Raw genomic sequence first — 19,187 nt, 5'->3', positions numbered from 1 at the left:
GTAGTTCCTCCCCTATTGTAGTCGTTGTGCGCCAACCCATAAATCAGCTACTTGCTCAAGCTCATCAAGCTGCCGTACTCGCTGGAATGCTTCATTCGTGTCTTGAAAAGTCCCCTCTGCTGCAAGTCTAAACTTGTAGGCCATCTCCTCTGGTGTCAGTGGCTTGCCTGGAGAGCCATTCGGTACGTCGCAGCGAGCCGAAGCCGTTGTCCCGTCCCGCTTCGTCACCTCAACAATGGTGAACCTCCCCTTCGGCATGGCCTCGGGGGATACCTGGATATCAGAACGATACTCCCGATGAGATCGTCCGATTAACTGTAATATGGCTTCATCTATAGGCTGTTCTTCAAAATCTTGCAGAGACAGCTCCGGGCGCGTCAGCTTCAGAGCGGCAATGTACTCAGCGCTAAAGCGGCCTTCCATCCCGTTCCGGGGCTCGCGGATGACTAAAGCGGCATCCCCGCCCGGCGGATAAATCAGCTTGACGCTTTGAATATCGCCTGGAGCATAACGATGCTGCTCCCAGAGGGTATTCGCTGCATCAATGGCATGATATGAAGCCGAGCAGCAGGGGTACTTCTTGAACCACAGGCCCGGGGCCTCAAGCCGCCAAGGCTTGCCCCAGTCAGCGGTGTCAAGCGCTTCGCCTTCCCGGCCGTGGCGGTACATATGCAGGAAGCCTTGCTTCCCCTGCAGCACTTCCTCTGCACCTTCCACACCTTCCGCTGCCATTCTGGCTGCGAGCACCCCGGCTCGTGCAGCCAATCCCGCATGCAGCGGCTTAACCGGGGTGCCGAAGTGAACACGCAGGCCGCCGGCCTGCGTCGCGGCTAGCCCGATCGCGTGCTGTAGCTGCCTTGTGGTCAGCCCGCGCATACGCCCGACGGCGACCGCGGCGCTGATCCCTCCCGCGGTGGAGGTGGTGTGCCAGCCCTGCTCATAATGGGCAGCGCCCAACAAGCGTCCAAGCTGGCACATCGTCTCCATGCCGATGAGGTAGCCCTCCATGAGGGCCAGGCCGGGGCTGACCCACTGCTCGGCTTCCGCCATCAAGGCGGATAGCAGGACCGCGCTGGGATGACCCCTCACATCCTCATGTGCATCATCATAATCAAGCGCATGGGCCAAGTACCCGTTGATAAAGACCGCATCCAATGCCGAAACCCGTTCGCTGCGGCCGACAACCGTGCAGGGGAATGGCTGGAGGGACGCATCCGAAACCGTATAACCTAATGACCGCAAAAGCTGCTCTGCCATAGGGTCCTGTCTGGCAGCCAAAGTCGAAGCTAACCAGTCCGTAATCCCGTCGTAGATTTTATCCTTAAGCCCGCTTGTCCATAAAATAGGAGTGTTAGCGGCAAATTCAGCGACTTGCCGTGTCCATCCTTCCGCATCCGCTTGATGAGCCATTCTCCCGCCTCCTTCTGCTGAGTCTCGCGCCGCTTGCGACCTGCCATAGTCTAACTACACATGTTCCAGCAAATTGATTTGTCCATAGCTACTTTGCTTCCTTTGATTACTTTGCGCCCTTAACCAGCTTGCTAGCTTGCTTCCTTGACTACTTTGCTTCTTTCCATCAGCTAGCCTTTACGCCAGCTTTTCCAGCGCCAGCAGAGCCGTCTCCGCAAACAAAGCCGCACTCACCTCAATCGCTCCCTCATTCAGCGTGAACTTGGGATGATGCCACTGCTCCGTACCGCTGGTTCCCATCCAGAGGAAGTTACCGGGAATAAGCTCCTGGTACAAAGCAAAGTCCTCGCCACCCATCGTTGGCTCGGCTTCAACCACAGTTAGCTGCTGCAAGGCCGCCGCCTCGGCCACAATCTCTACCATTGCCGCATCATTCTGCACTGCAGATAGCATACCGTGCCAAATCAGCTTCGCAGTTGCTCCGAATCCGGCAGCTACCTGCTCCACCACCCGGCGCATCTGCTCAGGGATCGCCGCTCTCGCTTCCGGTTCGAAGGTACGAACCGTCCCTTCCATCTGAGCCGTATCCGGAATCACATTCCAGGTCGTACCGGACTCCAGTCGGGTCACGCTGACCACAGCGGAATGACGAGGACTGGCGTTGCGGCTAATCACCGTCTGCAAAGCCGAGACAATGGCGGAGCTGACCACAATCGGGTCCACCGTTGCATTCGGAATCCCGGCATGGCCGCCTTTTCCGTACACTTCAATCTCGAAACGGTCCACGGAAGCCATCAGCGGTCCAGGCTTCAAGCCAATCGTTCCTACCGGCAGCTCCGGCTTGTTATGCATACCAAAGATCGCCTGCACGCCATCCAGCGCTTTGGCCTCAATTACCGCCTTGGCACCCACGGCGATTTCCTCCGCCGGCTGGAATAGAATGCGTATCGTGCCCGCAATATCCTCACGTCTGGCTTGTAGCAGGGTAGCTGCGCCAATCATCGATGTGGTGTGAAAATCATGCCCACACGCATGCATTTTGCCGTCCACCTTGGATTTGTAATCGACATCCGCTTCCTCAAAAATAGGCAGAGCATCGATATCCGCGCGAAGCATAATAACCGGCCCCGGCTTGTCACCCTTAATCTCGGCAAGCACACCTGTCGGCAGCGGAAAAGGCAGCAAGGTTACCCCCGCCTGCTCCAGCCAGTTCCGAATTTTCTTCGTCGTTTCGAACTCCTCATTCGAGAGTTCTGGATATTGATGCAGCTCGCGCCGCATGGCTGACCAGGCTTCACTGTGCTTGGCCGCCTCTTGCTTCAACCACTCGCTTCTGCTCATGTTGAATCCTTCCTTTCTTTGATATACCTCTGTATCTATTTGTATCTATTTATCCACTTTCGGGTAATAATCCTTGTCTACTTTCAGCGCGGGCTTGATGACCTGCTCTTCCAGATCAGAAGGCAGAAGCGACCGGCAGCTTAACAACTTCTTGCCATCCACCTGAATCAGGCACGCCCCGCAGAACCCTCGCTTGCAGCTATGCTCATAGAAGGCTAAGCTCGGGTCCACCTCATCCGCGATGAAACGCAAGGCATCCATATGGGTCATGCCTTCCTCATAGGGAATGTCATAGCAGGCCGTATAGGGCTCTGCCTCAGCATGTTCTCTTCTCTCGACATACAGTCGTTTGGTTGTTGGCCTTACTTCCGGCATGCCTTCACCCCCTGTTCCTGTTCGAGTAGTTCGACTTGTGTCCGCCACTCTCATAAGATAGATTAGCGGGAAAACCTCCCGCTAATTCCCCGATTCTAGCCCTTTTCAACTAATTAACGGGAAATCCTCCATCTAATTTGTCCATTTCAGCTACCAGACAGCAAAATCGCCATAATTAGCGGGAGAAATTCCATATAAATGCGTTATTTTGCCAATATCCCGCGAATTAGCAGGAGTTTTTCCTGCTAATTCCTTCACAAAGCCCAACTTTACTCGCAAACCTTAAGGTAACAGCCGCCAGTAGAGTATGAGTAGAGTAGATTATAAGTTGAGTTGTACGTGGTACCTTTTCTTGTTACTTAATTAAGTGTTGTGCTTCTTCTTATCCTGCTCCGTACTTACGCGTTCCCTGTAAAGTCACTCTGTCTCCCGCGCAATCAATGTGTGTGACCACGGACGAGGGGAATCGCTGTTGTAGCTCACCGCGATGCTCGCTTGGTATTCTGGCTGCTTGCCGGGAGCATCGGCCCGGTTGTGGGCACCCCGGCTCTCGCGCCGCTCCAGCGCGCCATAGATGACCGCCTTGGCCACCAGCAGCATATGCCGGAGCTCGATAGCCTTCATTCGCTCGCGATTATAAGGCAAGCTTGGATGCGTCGGTGCGAAGTGGCTGCACAGGGCCGCCTCGATCGCCTCGCATTCCTCAAGGGCCAGGCGCAGCCGCTCCTCCGAACGATTGACGCCTACGTCGCGCTGCATCAGGCTCTTGAGTTGCTTCGTCCAGGCCACAATATGGCCCTCTTTGTGACCATGCTTGTCGCCAGCATTAGCTACGCCTTCATTGCCTTGGAAATTTTCGCTTCTGCCTCTATCATCATCGCTTCGGCCCTCGTTACCTTCGCCGTCAGCGCTGCTGGCCTCACTGCCAATTGCCGCCTGACGTTGGTCAAATACAAACCCCCAACGGGCCTGGAATTGACTAAGTGCTACTGCCAAACTTCCACCATTCTGCTCTTCAACATTTCCCTCGCTCTGACCTACAGTGATTTCTTCATTCTGATCTGCTGTAGCACTCTGATCAACATCACTTCCGTCACCTTGACCCGCTATTTCAGCATTGGAGCCCAGCGGCCCGGTCCCCTGCTGGCTTAGCGCATATTCGGCCGATTCATATCCGGCGATAGCGCCGAAGACTTGATTCTCCGACAGCGCATTTCCGGCCAGCCGGTTGGCGCCATGCAGGCCACCCGTGCATTCTCCAGCGGCGAAGATGCCGGAGACGGAGGTCCCTGCCCGGGGATCGATGCGGATGCCGCCCATGAAGTAGTGGGCCCCGGGGGCCACCTCATACCGCTTGGAGGCACCGTCTACCCCCAGGTCTGTTAAGAGCTGCTGCTGCAACTGCGGCAGATCACTATCGTCCACGGCAGAGGCATCGACGATCAGGCCACCCTGCTCCGTTCCGTAGCCCGCTGCAATCTCGGCGGCCATCACCCGGGACATCGTGTCCCGAGTAGCTTGCTTGAGATCGCCTGCCTCATTCCGCTCCCACACGTCTTCGCCACCCGCATTCTTGATCGTCGCGCCGCGGGGAATAACGATGCCCGAGTTGAACATCAACCCCCGCGTTCCCTTCGGAGCTACCAACACGGTAGGATAGAACTGCACGAACTCCATGTCCACAAGCTCCAGTCCTGCTTGCAGCGCCAGGCTATACCCGTCACCGGTAGCCTCCACCGGATTCGTATTTAATTCGTACAATTGCGAGCCGCCGCCGGTGGCAATAATTACTGATTTGGAAGTGTAGTAGCGCAGTTCGTCTGTTGGCAGGTGATACGCAAACAGGCCTTTATACAGGCCTTGGTCCACGTGCAACTGAAGCACCTGGGTAAAGGCCTGGATATCGACCTGTTGCTTGGTGAGCCGCCGCATCAGCACTCTGGTCAAGTCACGGCCGACCACATTGCCTGCATGAAACGCTCTGGCATGCGTATGCCCGGCCAACCAGCCCAGGTGATGCTCGCCACCCTCCTCGGTACGGTCGAACTTGACGCCCAATTCTTCCGCATAGGCGATCGCATCATACGCTTGCTCCGTTAATACACGAACAAGCGACGGGTCACTGATGCCCTCGCTTGAACGAATGATATCTTCTGCAAATTGTTCCGGGGTATCTCCGGCAGAGGAGACAGGAGGGACCGCACAGAAGGAGTAATGTGCGGACAAGGTTCCGCCCGAACGCTGCGGCTCGCCTTTGGTCAAGACGAGCACCTTGGCCCCCTTCTCGGCGGAGGCCAACGCTGCTTTCAGCCCGGCGCCCCCGCTGCCTATTACAATGACATCATATACGGTCTCTACCTTTTTCATATCGCGAGCCCTCTATTCTTTAGCTGCTGTGTGCTTGTTTTTTGAAGTGAGCATGCGAACCAGCTTCATAATTAGCGGCCATACCGTGACCAGAATTCCCAAAATCAACAACGTTCCGGAAATCGGACGTGTCAGGAACATCGTCAGATCCCCTTTGAAGATCAGGGTGGATTGGTTGAACGAATTTTCCAGCGTTGGACCGAGCATCACACCCAGCACCAACGGAGATGGTTCCATCTTCGCCTTGCGAAGCAGATAACCCAAAGCACCAAAGATTACCATGATGACTACGTCGGCCATGCTGCTTCTGACCGAGAAGGCACCCACGATACAAAAGATCAGCACGATAGGCATTAACACCGCAGAGCGCAGGTGAGCAATCTTGGCGAAGAGACCAACCATAGGCAGATTAAGAATCAGCAGCATCACATTCCCGATATACATGCTGGCAATAAGCGCCCAGAAGATGGTGGGATGATCCTGAATCATCATCGGCCCCGGCGTAATCCCTTGAATCATAAAGGCACTCAGCAGAATTGCTGGCAGCGGAGAGAATGGAACACCCAACGACAGCAAGGGAACCAATGCCCCTGTACTCGCGCCGTTATTGGCCGATTCGGGTCCGGCTACGCCCTCAATCGCGCCTTCACCAAACTCCTCAGGATGCTTGGAGAGTCTCTTCTCCAGACCATAGGAGGCATAGGTACTAAGAATACTGGCCGGGCCAGGAATCAGGCCCATAATGAAGCCCAGCAGCCCTCCGCGAACCATCGGTCCTGTGCTACGTTTGAATTCGTTTTTGGTGGGCAGCAATTTTCTAAATGACAAATCTGCCTTAACCGGCTTCGTATCGTTGTTCTCCCAAGCGGACAGAACCTCGCTTAAGCCGTACAGCCCCATAATAACAGGGATAAAATCCAGCCCATCGAACAGAGATGGCAAGCCAAACGTCAATCGTAGGCCACCACTGACCGGATCAATACCGATTACCGAGATGACGATACCGCAAGCAATCAGCAAGTAACTGCGGATCAGCGATTTATCGGTCATCCGGGACAAGACCAGCAAGCCGACAAGGACGATGGAGAAGTATTCCGGGGGCCCGAACTTCAAGGCCATTCGCGCCAAGGGTGGGGCCATAAAGGTTAAGAGAATTACTCCAATTGTACCCGCCACGAACGATCCGATCGCTGCAATGGACAAGGCGGCACCCGCTCGGCCCTTCTGCGTCATCTTATACCCGTCCAGGGTCGTGACCACCGAGGCTGCTTCTCCCGGGACATTCACCAGGATCGAGGTGGTCGATCCGCCGTACATCCCGCCGAAGTAAATACCCGCAATAAGAATCAGAGCTGCCAAGGGCTCCATGGAGAAAGTAATTGGTAAAAGCATCGAAATGGCACCCACGGGCCCGAGTCCCGGCAGTACGCCAACCAACGTTCCCAAAGCGACACCCAGCAAGCAGATAAGCAGGTGCTTAAAGGTGAAGGCGGCTAATATACCTTCTATAATTTGTTCTGACATGTTGCTGCTCCTTCCAATCGCAGTTGCTGTGAGGTTAAGAGAACCATATTCCGGATGGCAATGATAACATCAGCCAAAGATCGAACACCAGCCAGATCACCAGGGTCGTTGCTGCCGTTAGCACCCACAAGCGCCAACCCTTTAACCCAAGCGCAAAGCCTGCCGCGAATACAGCCACCAGAGAAGCGATAACAAAGCCAGCAAAATGATTGATCAGGATAAAACCAATAAGGATGGCCAGAAACACGCCAAACCCCTTGAGGCTAGTAATGATATCTTCTGTCTCCACTTGATTGACTTGCCCGCGGCGATAGGCCATGAATAACGAAACTAGCATGCATAAGCTTAATATGATCATTAAATTGCCGAATAGCGTCGGGAAAAATCCCGACCCTATTCGTTTGAGAGTCCCAAAGGGCAAGCCGGCTGTTTGTATTCGTGTAACAATTCCTGCTCCCAGCATCAAGAAGGCAGTCAGGATACGGGCGAGGAAAACAGGACGGCTCATTATTTAGTTTTTCCTAACTTCTCATAGATTTCGCCAGTGGCTTGATACCAAGCTTCAACCTCGGCACGTGAGTCCTCTGCGTTCTTGTAGCCTAATTGGTAGCCTGCCTGCGCCATAAGCTCCTTGAATTTATCCGATTCATATACCTTCTTGGTCAACTCGTCGATTTTCGCTACGATGGCTGGATCTACGTTGTTCGGAATGACGATAAAGTGACCTGCACCCCCGCTGACTCCATCTACACCAGCTTCAGAAATAGTGGGTACGTCAGGGAGTTGATCGACACGATTCTCACTCAACACAGCCAATGCGCGAAGCTCTCCCGCTGCCACTTGGGAAGCTACCTCTGGCACGTTCATGATCCCTGCATCTACGTGACCGCCGAGAACGGCCGGGAGCAATTCGCCACTACCCTGGAATGGAACGTGTTGGAATGTCGCTTCGGTACGATCCTCCAGCAAATATGCCAGCATCGCTACCACGGTAGCTTCACCGGGGTTACCAATCGTCAGTTCACCCGAATTAGCCTTGGCGTGGTTAATGAGATCTTCCAGGGTCTGGAACGGAGAATTCTTAGGAACGACGATGATCCCAACCATATCCCCGATTTTATTAACGATCGTGTAATCCTCCATGGTGTATTCAGCCGGTGTAATATGAAGCGCTGAGGACAGGTGACCTGTCGCCGCCCATAACCATGTGTATCCATCCGGCTTCGCCCGAACCAACTCGTAGTTGCCGACAGTACCGGAACCACCGTTAACGTTCTTGACAGTAATAGTTGTATCAATAATGCCCGTAGCGGCTTCTACAAAGCTACGTGTGAGAATATCCGAGACCCCGCCTGCACTGAACGGAACGATGAATTCAATATTTTTCTCCGGGTAGCTATCTGCTGCGCTTGTATTAGCCGCTGTATTTCCCCCGGTATTATTTGTCGTACCATTCTTGCCCGCACCATTTCCGCAAGCGGCAAGCAATGAAACCACGGTAATTACCAAGACGAGACTGAACCATTTCTTTGCCATATCCTTCTGTCCCCTTCACATGTTGAAAATTTTTGTCTCTGAGCTGCGTTAAATCATTTTATCCAAGTGGTTTAGTATGTTTTGAATATAAAAACTTTGTAGAACTTTGTCAACAAAAATTTTCGGGGGACACTTATTTATCGCGATCAGACACTTTTCCGCCTAAGGATTTGTACAACATCGTCCTAATCTTCTTTAAACGTTCAAAGTTGTCATCAAACGTAATCTGTTTGGCCAATGCCAAGCCCTTGGAGAAATCCTTCTTATAACGGACTAAGGCATCGGGATATAAACCGATGACATGAATTTGATTCCACGTTGGATAGTCGGAATGATGAGCATATACTTTGGTCGTCTCCAGAGCCAGAAAATAATGGCACCAACCTACATTTTCCATAATATAGCGCATGGCCGGACCATTATTGGTGATCATGATATCGCGGAATTCGTTCAGGTAAGGCGGGTGCACATCTACATATTCAACCGCATAAAAAGGAGAAATTTTTCTTTTCTGCGCTTTTTCCCCTGGGACTGGATACGTGCTGTTAGGGGTGGTGACGAGCATTTCCGTTCGGATCGTTTCATACCGCGAGAGAAGCTCGCTCTTGCTTAACTGAGCAAACATCGAATCAGCCTGGTCCACCTGATGAACGGGGATCAGCACAAGGTAGTCCCATTTCTGGAAGTCGCCATGCTTCTCTGCGGCGAACCGGTGACTATAAATCTCCACCTCTCCAATGAAGTGAAAATTCAGTTCCCGGACCAATTGTTTCTGGAAATTTTGCTGGAAGTCTCTTCTGTCTTCGCGATTTATTTTAAGGCTTATTGCCATATAGTAAGCTTCTTCTAGAGCTTTCAGTGTCTTATTCATGTGAGTTCTCCTCTCTAACTTTTATCTCCGTAATCGACAGTCCGAAGTTTCAGCAAGGTGCCTGGATTGATGTTATATATCATACCTCGAAATGAACGCATGCAGAAAGGGTACCCCAAGCACGATTTTCTGTCGTTGCTGTAGGGTACCCTCTTGATTACTCAGACACAAGCTTATTTAAAATACCAATTCATAGCATTGGTGAACAAAATTTTATCGACTGCCTGATCATCGAATAAATGCTGAATTAACGCAATATCTGCCACTTCAAAAGGCCTTCTGGCCCGGGTAGATGGCAAGTCTGTTCCGAACATAAGCGCGTCAGGATTGACATCGTAGATTGAGCATAACGCTTGCTCAATATTTAACTCCACACGTCCAAAGCCCGTCGCTTTCACCCTCATGCCTTTATCCACTAACTTCAATAGATGAGGCAATCCAGCTTCTGATAAGCCCAAATGATCCATGGATACCGCAGGTAAGCGTTCAAGGATTGCTGCTACTTCGGATAATTCTCTGGCATCCATATAAAGCTCGCTATGCCACCCCACCAGATCGTAGACCCTTCTGGCCAAATGGTCGAGATGGCTTAAATCCTCCGACCCACCCCTTTTGATATTGAAACGCAACGCTCTGACCCCAGCTTGATCCAGCCTGATAATTTCTTCATCGGTAGTCGTATAAGGCAACTGGGTAACCCCGCAAAATGTAGGGCCCATCTGCTGGAGCGCCTTCAATAAATAAGCTTGGTCAAATCCCTGGAACGAACCTGACACGATGGCTCCGCCTAATACGTTCAAAGCCTCAGTCTCATGCTGATAATCCTCCACCACATAGCTGGGAGGCATGTATCCTTGGTTCTCTTGGATTGGAAAATCAAAATCAATAATATGAAAATGAGCATCAAAGATTCGCATGGGCTTCTCCTTCTCAGGCATGGAAACAAAGTGCAATGCAGCGGCTGGCAAATAGGTCCGTACTCCGTTCATCATAACTACGCTTCCGTGGTATTCGTCCTTGTTGTTACTCGTCTGCTGTCCAGATATCCAGCGCACATGAGCGGATTGCCGCTTCTTCATGATTACGGTATACTCTCAGGCGACCTGCTGCCTGGGAATTCCAACTTAAGACTTTGCCCACAACCTTCAGTACAGCCAGGCCAAGATAGCTGGATTCAAAAGATTGCCGGGTGCTCATCCGATCTACCAGCTCCAGCAGTTCCTCGGACTTCCACTCCCCGCTTGTAGCCGTCAAGCTTTGAGCGACTTTACTATAGGCATCGTCTAACAAATGGGGTTGCCCGTTCACCACTTGAGCAATGTGTTGCAGATAAGTCTCCGCTTCTTCTGTCCGGCTCCAATCAATCACGGCCAAATACAACTTAATCCGCGTTCTGTCCATCGTTGCATTTGGCTTCAGCTCATCAATTAGGGCCAGGTACAACGGACTTAACACCTTACGCACCAGTTGAGGCAAAATGGTGAGCTTATCCGTTAATTTGAGCAGCCGCTGGCGATGAGGAAGGTCACGCTCCGCCGTAGCATTCCATGACTCCTTCATCTCGGCATTCAGCAAGGCCTTGTATACGGCGAGGACCTGTTCATTGATCTTGCCTTCCTGGCAAGCTACAAGCAAGGCCTCCACCGCCGCCTTCCATCTGAAGCTATCCTGGCTCTGCAAATCTAATATCGCTTGCCCGGCCGCTGTGGCAAGGATAGCTTCGTTCCCGTTAGCCCAGGGAATCATGGCATAGAAGGCATCTCTGCCTACCGATGCTTCGGGATGATTCGCCACCTCCACAATAAATTGCAAGTATCGTGAGCGAACGGCTGCCGGAAGCTCATTTGGCCCCTGACCCAGCAGACTTCGCACAACATCAGGCTGCGGAGAAGCTGCCATAGAACTGAGCATCGTCCAGCTACGTTCGTCGTCCAGACATTGTCTGGCCGCATGACCGATGGCAATAAGAACATCCTTATGCACCTGTGGCTTCTCATACTCGCGAATGAGGAGCGGAAGACTCTCGTCGCTGCGGAAGGCGCCCAGCAGGCGAATGGCTTCTTTTCTAACCGTTATCTTCAACCGCTCCCGGTTCAAGAGGTCTGATAACACAGCAGTCAACAAGACGGGCTCCAGCCTGCGCACACATCTGGGAATGGAATACATCGCCACGCGAGCCCGGTCCCCATCGAGATGATCCATCAGAATCGGCAACGCCTTCGCGGGCTCCTCCAGCAGGGAATGGGCATGAAGCGCCGCCTCTACGATATGGACCTCCTCATCCTCCAACAGCATAGCCAGCTTCTCTGAATAGAAGTCCGGCAGGGCAGCCAGGCTGCGAATCGCATTGGCCCGTTCATAGAAGCTACGCTTACCATCGGACGCAACTCGCTCAAGCAGTAGGCCCAGCGCCTTCTGCTGACGGGGCAGCCAGCGATAGAAGCCCTCTGTGGCGGGTATAAGATAGATCGTTTTCCCCGATAAGTGCTTGCCCTTAATGGCCGCTCCGGAGATGAACGGGTCCAGCCATTCCTGACGCTTGCGATGCAGATGGGCGAAGACTTCATAGAACGCAATAAACGAAGGATCTCTGTCCAGCAGTTCTCTGACTCTCTGATCTCTTGTAGCATAAGGTGCGAGCCAGTGATATACTGCTTGCGACGATACGGACTTCGCTTTGACTAACTGCTCCAGCAGAAGCTGGAGCTTGGGCAAGCGATGCCCATGCTTCCCGAACGATGCGGCCATGCGCAATACGAAATTGTAGTTCTCCCGCTTGTTGGCTTCCACGCCCTGAGCATAAATTTCATCAAATAAAATTTCGGCCGCCTGATCCGGCAAGCTCTCCCACTTCACCTTGGGCAACATCAATTGTCCATCCCGCTTCGACAATCTTCCAAACGTCCTTAAGGCAAATTGGAACAGTCCGTTCTCTGGTGATAGAGCATGGTGTCGTAGCAAAGCAAAAGCCAGCTTCTCCACAGCCGTTCTTGTGGTGTATGAAGTATCTCGCGCTTCGATTACGCTATCCACCAATACGTTCAGGGCTTCAATATGCTGCTGCTCGAAGATCGTTACCGGGCAGCTAGCCAGTTCCTCCAACACTGCACCGCGAACGAGATCCTGGTCATTCTTGATGCGGGTCAAGAAGCGTAAGCTCTCTTCCATTCCACGGCGAGAGAGTGCTGTACTCTTGATGAGACCGGCATAAGCAAGCGCGCGGTCCTCCGGACTGGAGGCACGGCTGGCTTGCTCCAATAGCTCTCTAGCATGAGTAATTGAACGACGGGCAGTCGTATGAATGAGCTGACGTCGTTGATTTTGAACATCACGAAGTCCCAGCATACGGGCCGCTTCCCTGTCCCGTACCTGATGCGGCAGAGCGTCCAATAACGGCTCGGGAAAAATACTCATCCGCCGAGTCTCTCCATCATAGACCGCAGCAAAGATCGCTCCGCGACAAGCAGGTGCCAGGGTATCTAACACCTTTGCCACATGTAGGGGCTTATCCGCCAGCAAAATGACGAGTTGCGTCCATTGTTCGATGGAGAACAAGCTTCTCCTTTTCAAAATCCCCTGAGGCACGCCCTGATTCAGGAAATCACTTCGGGACTCCTCGCGCGCCAGCAACTTGAATACCCCTTCCGGGTTTGCTTGCATCAAGAGACCCAATTGTCCTCTCAACACAGGATGAATCACATCTAATGGACCCAGCTTCAAGGCAAACTCCAGCACGCGGCTTGGCCTCAGTTCGCTTAACGTCTCCATGGCAGTGGACAATCTCCACCACACAGCCCCCTTCTCGCGCAGGGGTGCATCACTTAAGGTTGCTTGCACATAGGTCGCCACAAGGTCAGGATAACGCCGGGTCAACATCCCCCAGTTATGTAATGCATAGCCCAGCTCAGGAAGCCGGGTGCGGACCGTCTCCTCCCCACATGCGGAGAGAAGAATTGCCGCCTCATGCCCTCCCCAGCGAGTCAGCACGATGGGCAGCAGACGCTCGGCCCAATCCTTACGGTAGGCGACTACGATAGTGTGCAGCAGCTTCCGGCGGCAATCTGCTGACATCTGAACAATCTCCTGTTCAATAGCGAATTTCTCAGCCTCAACTACCTCAGGCAGCAACCCTGCGGCCCGACATTTAACCCCGGCCTTCGGATGCTTCAACGCAAGCAGAATCGTCTGAGTATCATGAGCCGCAGCGGCTCCCGTCAAAGCCAGATGCGCCTCATAGGCACTCCCCGCGTCCAGCAAGGATAACAGCAGCTTTGAGTATTGCTCGTCCCCCTGGTATTCACGACTGAGCAGGGCAATGCGCTTCATTCTGTCCGAATACCCCAGAGAGTCTAGTTCCTTGAGCACTCGCTTGTGATCTAACGGACCTCTATTGAATTTGATTAATCTCTCCGTCATTCCGGTGGTCCTCCTTCGGAATATTATTGAATAAAGACATAAGTATGCTCATCGGACAGCGTCTTGTTATACTTAAACTCCATCCGGTCGAAGTGCTTGATCTCTTCCAGAGATGCAACCTGATGTTCCGTCATATAGCGAACCATCTCGCCCCGGGCCATCTTGACTAGCGTTCCCTTCTCTACGACCTTGTCGCCAATCAGTTGGCCGAACACACAGGTTACGAAGCGAGTGGATTCCTCCAGGTAAGGCGTAATGCACTTGCTATATTCCTTAGAGGCCAGATTAACGATGCAATTGGTCTCGGAGAACAATGCATCAGCCAGCCTTCGACCCCAAAATTCATAGAGAGAGCGGAAGCCGGGCCCGGCGAGCTTGGCCTGCATCTCCAGCCGATAGGGTACCACGCCATCAAAGGGTCGTAGTAGTCCGTAAAATCCCGATAAAATACGCAGATGCTGCTCCAGATAATCCAGCTCCTGCTTACTGAACACGCCCGGTGCCATATATTGATATTGAATACCTTCGTAGGAATAGATCGCCGGGGTCAGGCGTTCTGTTAGCTGCATGTGCCGAATGCGTTCTTCGTTTAACTGCGCAATAGCGTCATTACATTTCCAGAGGGACTTGAGTTCATCATAAGACATCCCTTGAAGTTGCTGCAGCAATTGCTCTGTCTCGGCCAGCCATCCCGGCAATTTACGATAATCCAGAATATCCGTATCGGTATTCATCTTCTTGGCAGGTGAAATAATCATTCGCATGAGGCTTCTTTCCTTCTCCTATCATATTCCGATTTCACGCATCTTCGCCGTAACCGCTCCTATTCTATTGTCCATACTATGACCTTCATACTTAGATAGGCGCATCTCGCTGACGATGCTGCCGTCCCGCATGAACAAGATACGCTGCGTTCGAGCCGCTACCTGGGCATCGTACGTAACTAGCATAACGGTCGTTCCTTCCGTATGAATATCGGTGAAGATGTCCATGATCTCTTCAGCCGACCGGGAATTCAGCGCTCCAGTAGGCTCGTCACCAAAGATGACCTTGGGGCTCCCCATCAGAGCGCGGCAGATACCCGCCCGTTGAAGCTGACCCCCGGATACCTGGGTTATATCCCGCTTCTCCAGTTCCGCAATGCCCGTCTTGCTCATCAGCATTTTCGCTCTGGCGATTATACCCTGAGCATTCTTCCGATTCTCACGAACGGCAGGCAAAATAATATTATCTAGTAAATTCAGATTCTTAAGCAAGGTAGCCTGTTGAAATACAAATCCCATCTGTGTTCTGCGCAGGCTGGCAAGCTCTTCGCTATCCAGAGCAGATAAATCTCTGCCCGCAAAGGATACCGTCCCGCTGTCCAGATGATCCATGCCGCTAAGCGCAAACAGTAGAGTAGACTTGCCGGAGCCGGAAGGTCCCATCACCGCTACGAACTCCCCTTCGCCAATCTCTACGGATACGCCATCCAGAACACGGCGTCGTTCCTCGCCTACGCCAAAGGCTTTGACCATATCATGACCTGTAATCATGTCCATGTCTACTCCTTTATATGATCCGATATTTGAATTTTCCCGGCTCCTGACGTGCCGATCAGCGTCGCTGCAAGGACGGTGCCGCCCATCATCAGCGGACAAAGCAGATACGCCGATAGCGGATCAATCTCGAAGGTGAACGTTGAGACGCCCAACGTCGAGAGTACCGCCCCAGCCAGGCCCTCACCCACGGTGTTAGCCAGAAGCGTTCCCACCACCAGCCCAAGCACCAGGACACACACTGAACGCCAGACATATTGCCGGGCGACATCCGAGTTCGTAAAGCCGATGGCCTTGAGGACGGCGATAGCATAGCGATCCTTCAGGATAAGCATGCGCATAAATAGCAAGGTGACATGCACCATGATAACTATCGCCACCCCTATGGCAATTCGTGCAGCCGTGCCAATGGAACTGACCGTCCGACCGAAGGTCTGATTCATATATTCAGCCAGGCCTGATACCTTCACATCGTTGAATCTCTGCTTCAGTTCCGCCACCTTAGCACTCGCGAGCGATGGGTCCCGCAACTCCACGCCGATGACACTCCACATGATGTCGGTGGACGGAGCGGTGAACATCGCCTTGGCCGTCTTGCCACCGTTGGTGACATCGGAATAGATTCCGGAGACCATCAGTTGCCGTTCCTGTCCATGGATCAATAGAGTAAGCCCATCACCAACCCGCTTCCCAAGCTCGTTCCCGTTGATAACAGATAACGCAATTTCATCCGTGGAAGCAGGCGCCCTCCCCTCCGCATACTGAACAGGAAATACCGAGTGATCGCCAAGCTCAATTTTTAATACTTCGGTGGAGCCATCATCCCGTCTGGCCTGAAAGCTTTGCGTCGTTAGCACCACGTATTTGGCGATGGAACTATCCTCGTCCAACGTGTTGATTATCTGCGCCGCTCGTCCGGCAATATCCTCATTCTGCTGGATATCGATTCGCAGGTCACTGTTTCCGATACCCATATACGTGGCAAACCCCTCCGAAGAGATCGTATGGTGCAGATTTTGCGGCACAAGGATAATGAAGGCAGCGAGAATAAGGACACACAGCATGGTAGCATAGAGCCGCTTTCTGGAAAATACGTCCTGAATCCCGAGGAATGCATTAGTGCCAAGCAGTCTGTTCCGACTCAAGCGAAATGCCTTCGCCCCGGAGGAAGCTCCCCCTGCTGCACCAAAGCGCAAGGCCGCTGCGGGAGATATGCCCCGGAAGCGTCGCAGCACCCCGTTCACAAAGGCAATGATAGTGAGCATCAGGCATACAATACCGATGATCCCGACCAGAACTGCCCACATTGCATTGCCGCCGTCCCCCATATAAAGCCGAATATTCTCAAGCAGTACCCCTTGGAGCATCAGAGAGAGAAGGTATCCGAGCAGACTCCCTGCGATTGTCATAGCGGCGTACTTAGCCAAATACATATTCTTAATATCCGATAAGCGCAAGCCGATCGCCTTCATTACGCCAATCTCACGTACGTCCTCCTCCATCTTGGCCAGCAACGTGAATCGGATACACATTAATGCAATGGCCGTCACCAAAGCGCTGACTAGAAGAATAACCCCAATCATCAGGCCATCAGACATGGCGTTCAGCATTCTAAATAGCGGATAAGTAATCATCGGCCCATTGGCTTCCAGCCCGGCTGAGGCATAGGCTGCTTCAAATGCCCCAAGCTCTGACAAATCTTTTAATCTGAATTCAATCAAGTATTCCACGCTTCCGTCGCTCTGTATGGCGGCATAATCATTAGCACTGATGAGGAACCTCTTGGAGGAAGCCAGCATTGCATTCATTTGCGAATCCCGGAGGAAGCCAGCAACGGTAAAGAGCTTCCCTGACACCTCTACCGGGTCGCCTAGTGCAGCCGTTCCATCCTTCATATAGGCAATCGGAACGTAGACCTCACCGTCCGCAGCCTGAATGATTCTCCCCTCCAGATCAAGCAGATAGTCAAATTGGCTGCTCTGCGTGACAAAGCCGTTATCCTGAACGCTGCCAGCAAGCGACTGACCATCTATAACGATCCGCGCACCCTCCATGTTCAGAAATTCCAGCACCTGAAATTCATCCACCTGGCTGTTCTGCTCCGCAAACGCTGTCATCCGCTTGGCATCCAACGCTCCTGAGTGCATCTGCATGAAATGCGGCGTCTTCGCCTGAATCATCAGCGTATCAATGGCACCGGAGAGATGAACGGCCAAAATCGCCGCAAGCGACACCAGCATAGCGGCAACAGCGACGAAGATCGTGGTGGTCAACGTGATGAACTTGCTCCTCATGACATCGCTCTGAATTATTCGGTAAAGCATGAGCCACCTCCTTCGCTTCTTGGTCGTCTGACCCAAGGTTTACTTGCCGTCTTCGCTTCCGTTCTCGAACATCCGCATCACAAAGCTGGCCAGGCTGCCGCTGTCGGCACCGAGCAGCCGTTCCAGATTGAACACCAGCGCCTGAATGCGCGTAGCTCGTTCTTCCTCATTCAGTTCCACCATATCCTCGTCAAAGACGGTATTGGCATAGGCCACCACCATCTCCATGCATTCATAAGGATAGGGAGTACGGAACAGCCCTTGCTGAATCCCCTCACGGATGAGGTCAGCCAGAATGGGGGTTAGGCCCTGAAGAATGGCCTTCTGAATCTTCTGATGCATCCGTGCATTTTGCGGCTTGTGAATATGCTCCATAATCTGCTTATCGCTGGGCCCGCTCAAATTCAGTGCCAGGATAACGCGGGTAATACGCTCATACACGGCAACCCTCTGATCGGCGGCTACTTCCCTGGCTACGGTAAAGAGCCGATCACTATATCGCTCAATCAGGGCGTCCATAATATCTTCCTTGGATTTGAAATGATAGTACAGTGTCCCCCGTGCAATGCCCACCTGTTGCAAAATATCATTGGTGCTCGTGCCATCAAAGCCCTTTTGCCCAAACAACTGATCTGCCGCATCCAAAATTTCATTTTTGCGGACCTCTGCTTCTTTGGAAACCCTCATCGGATCTCCTCCTTTTCTCTGTATCTACGCTATTCGTCATCTACCGACCGACTGTCTGTCTATAATATAATCATCTCATTACAGGCTGTCAATAGGCGAGCACGGAGAAGCACAGATTGTACAGGTTGCGTTTTTTGGGTAAACTTCTATCAAGCGTAGTTAAAGAACCCATCGCCTGAAGCACAAAAGGAGGACTCACATTGGCCAATAAGAAAGAAGCATTATCTATAGAGCAAACCGAGGAACTACTGGGCCTGCTAAAATCCCGGTTTGAAAGTAATATGAAACGGCACACAAGGCTGGAATGGTCAAAGGTGCAAGCCAAGCTTGAGGCTAACTCTGATAAATTGCGAATCATTTATGAAATGGAAAGTACCGGCGGAGAACCCGATGTGATTGGTTACGATGAGACCTCCGGGGAATATATCTACTGCGATTGCTCGGCAGAAAGTCCAAAGGGGCGCCGCAGCGTATGCTACGACCATGAAGCGCTAAATGCCAGAAAGCAGAATAAACCTGAAAACAGTGCCATGCAGATGGCTGCCGAAATCGGTATTGAGCTGTTAAATGAGGAACAGTACCGGGAACTGCAACAGGTGGGACCGTTTGATGCCAAAACATCAAGCTGGTTAAGAACCCCTGACGACATTCGCAAGCTCGGCGGAGCCGTCTTCGGCGACTACCGCTACGGCAAGGTCTTCCTCTACCACAATGGCGCAGATTCTTACTACGGGGCTAGAGGCTTCCGTGGCTTGCTCAGAGTTTAAAAGAGGTAGCTTAAACTTTGCAGTCCATATA

The 19,187-nt window shown here is 52.4% G+C and carries 15 protein-coding genes; 1 reads left to right on the top strand and 14 read right to left on the bottom strand.

Annotated elements, in window-relative coordinates; all coding sequences use genetic code 11:
- Nucleotides 1-12: 12 nt before the first annotated feature.
- The 14 genes from BN3279_RS10770 to BN3279_RS10705 all read right to left on the bottom strand — a co-directional run bounded on the left by BN3279_RS10770 (nucleotide 13) and on the right by BN3279_RS10705 (nucleotide 18,389).
- Nucleotides 13-1,410, bottom strand: coding sequence for an MmgE/PrpD family protein (locus BN3279_RS10770; protein WP_082673029.1), 1,398 nt, complete (start codon nucleotides 1,408-1,410; stop codon nucleotides 13-15).
- 177 nt (nucleotides 1,411-1,587) lie between these two features.
- Nucleotides 1,588-2,751: an amidohydrolase gene (locus tag BN3279_RS10765; protein WP_059050714.1), complete on the bottom strand. Its 1,164-nt coding sequence runs from the start codon at nucleotides 2,749-2,751 to the stop codon at nucleotides 1,588-1,590.
- 45 nt (nucleotides 2,752-2,796) lie between these two features.
- Complete coding sequence (locus BN3279_RS10760) at nucleotides 2,797-3,126, bottom strand: 2Fe-2S iron-sulfur cluster-binding protein (protein ID WP_059050712.1); 330 nt, start codon at nucleotides 3,124-3,126, stop codon at nucleotides 2,797-2,799.
- A gap of 417 nt (nucleotides 3,127-3,543) precedes the next feature.
- Nucleotides 3,544-5,493 (bottom strand): FAD-dependent oxidoreductase, encoded by a 1,950-nt coding sequence (locus BN3279_RS10755; protein WP_059050710.1) that lies wholly within the window; start codon nucleotides 5,491-5,493, stop codon nucleotides 3,544-3,546.
- A gap of 12 nt (nucleotides 5,494-5,505) precedes the next feature.
- On the bottom strand, nucleotides 5,506-7,017 hold the full coding sequence (locus BN3279_RS10750; RefSeq protein ID WP_059050707.1) for a tripartite tricarboxylate transporter permease: 1,512 nt from the start codon (nucleotides 7,015-7,017) through the stop codon (nucleotides 5,506-5,508).
- A 34-nt stretch (nucleotides 7,018-7,051) separates the two neighbouring features.
- A complete protein-coding gene (locus BN3279_RS10745; protein WP_232436851.1) occupies nucleotides 7,052-7,480 on the bottom strand; it encodes a tripartite tricarboxylate transporter TctB family protein in 429 nt (142 codons plus the stop codon).
- 44 nt (nucleotides 7,481-7,524) lie between these two features.
- Entirely contained in the window at nucleotides 7,525-8,553 is a 1,029-nt protein-coding gene (locus tag BN3279_RS10740) for a tripartite tricarboxylate transporter substrate binding protein (RefSeq protein WP_059050704.1), read from the bottom strand.
- 133 nt (nucleotides 8,554-8,686) lie between these two features.
- Entirely contained in the window at nucleotides 8,687-9,424 is a 738-nt protein-coding gene (locus BN3279_RS10735) for a hypothetical protein (RefSeq protein ID WP_059050703.1), read from the bottom strand.
- A 173-nt stretch (nucleotides 9,425-9,597) separates the two neighbouring features.
- Nucleotides 9,598-10,341 (bottom strand): amidohydrolase family protein, encoded by a 744-nt coding sequence (locus BN3279_RS10730; RefSeq protein ID WP_059051791.1) that lies wholly within the window; start codon nucleotides 10,339-10,341, stop codon nucleotides 9,598-9,600.
- A 106-nt stretch (nucleotides 10,342-10,447) separates the two neighbouring features.
- Complete coding sequence (locus BN3279_RS10725; RefSeq protein WP_082673028.1) at nucleotides 10,448-13,840, bottom strand: HEAT repeat domain-containing protein; 3,393 nt, start codon at nucleotides 13,838-13,840, stop codon at nucleotides 10,448-10,450.
- Nucleotides 13,841-13,863: 23 nt separating this feature from the next.
- The gene (gene yaaA / locus BN3279_RS10720; RefSeq protein ID WP_059050701.1) at nucleotides 13,864-14,604 is read right to left on the bottom strand and encodes a peroxide stress protein YaaA; all 741 of its coding nucleotides are present in this window, start codon (nucleotides 14,602-14,604) and stop codon (nucleotides 13,864-13,866) included.
- Nucleotides 14,605-14,625: 21 nt separating this feature from the next.
- Nucleotides 14,626-15,381 (bottom strand): ABC transporter ATP-binding protein, encoded by a 756-nt coding sequence (locus tag BN3279_RS10715; RefSeq protein ID WP_059050699.1) that lies wholly within the window; start codon nucleotides 15,379-15,381, stop codon nucleotides 14,626-14,628.
- Nucleotides 15,382-15,383: 2 nt separating this feature from the next.
- Complete coding sequence (locus BN3279_RS10710) at nucleotides 15,384-17,702, bottom strand: FtsX-like permease family protein (RefSeq protein WP_059050697.1); 2,319 nt, start codon at nucleotides 17,700-17,702, stop codon at nucleotides 15,384-15,386.
- Between the two features lie 39 nt (nucleotides 17,703-17,741).
- Nucleotides 17,742-18,389: a TetR/AcrR family transcriptional regulator gene (locus tag BN3279_RS10705; protein ID WP_059050695.1), complete on the bottom strand. Its 648-nt coding sequence runs from the start codon at nucleotides 18,387-18,389 to the stop codon at nucleotides 17,742-17,744.
- A 200-nt stretch (nucleotides 18,390-18,589) separates the two neighbouring features.
- On the opposite strand from BN3279_RS10705, the gene BN3279_RS10700 reads away from it, so the two are divergent.
- Entirely contained in the window at nucleotides 18,590-19,156 is a 567-nt protein-coding gene (locus BN3279_RS10700) for a DUF4256 domain-containing protein (protein ID WP_059050693.1), read from the top strand.
- The last annotated feature ends 31 nt before the right edge of the window (nucleotides 19,157-19,187 follow it).

The organism is Paenibacillus senegalimassiliensis (genome assembly GCF_001486585.1).
Lineage (GTDB): Bacteria > Bacillota > Bacilli > Paenibacillales > Paenibacillaceae > Fontibacillus > Fontibacillus senegalimassiliensis.
Note: the sequence above shows the minus strand (reverse complement) of the source record. Positions and strands in the feature narration are given on the sequence as shown.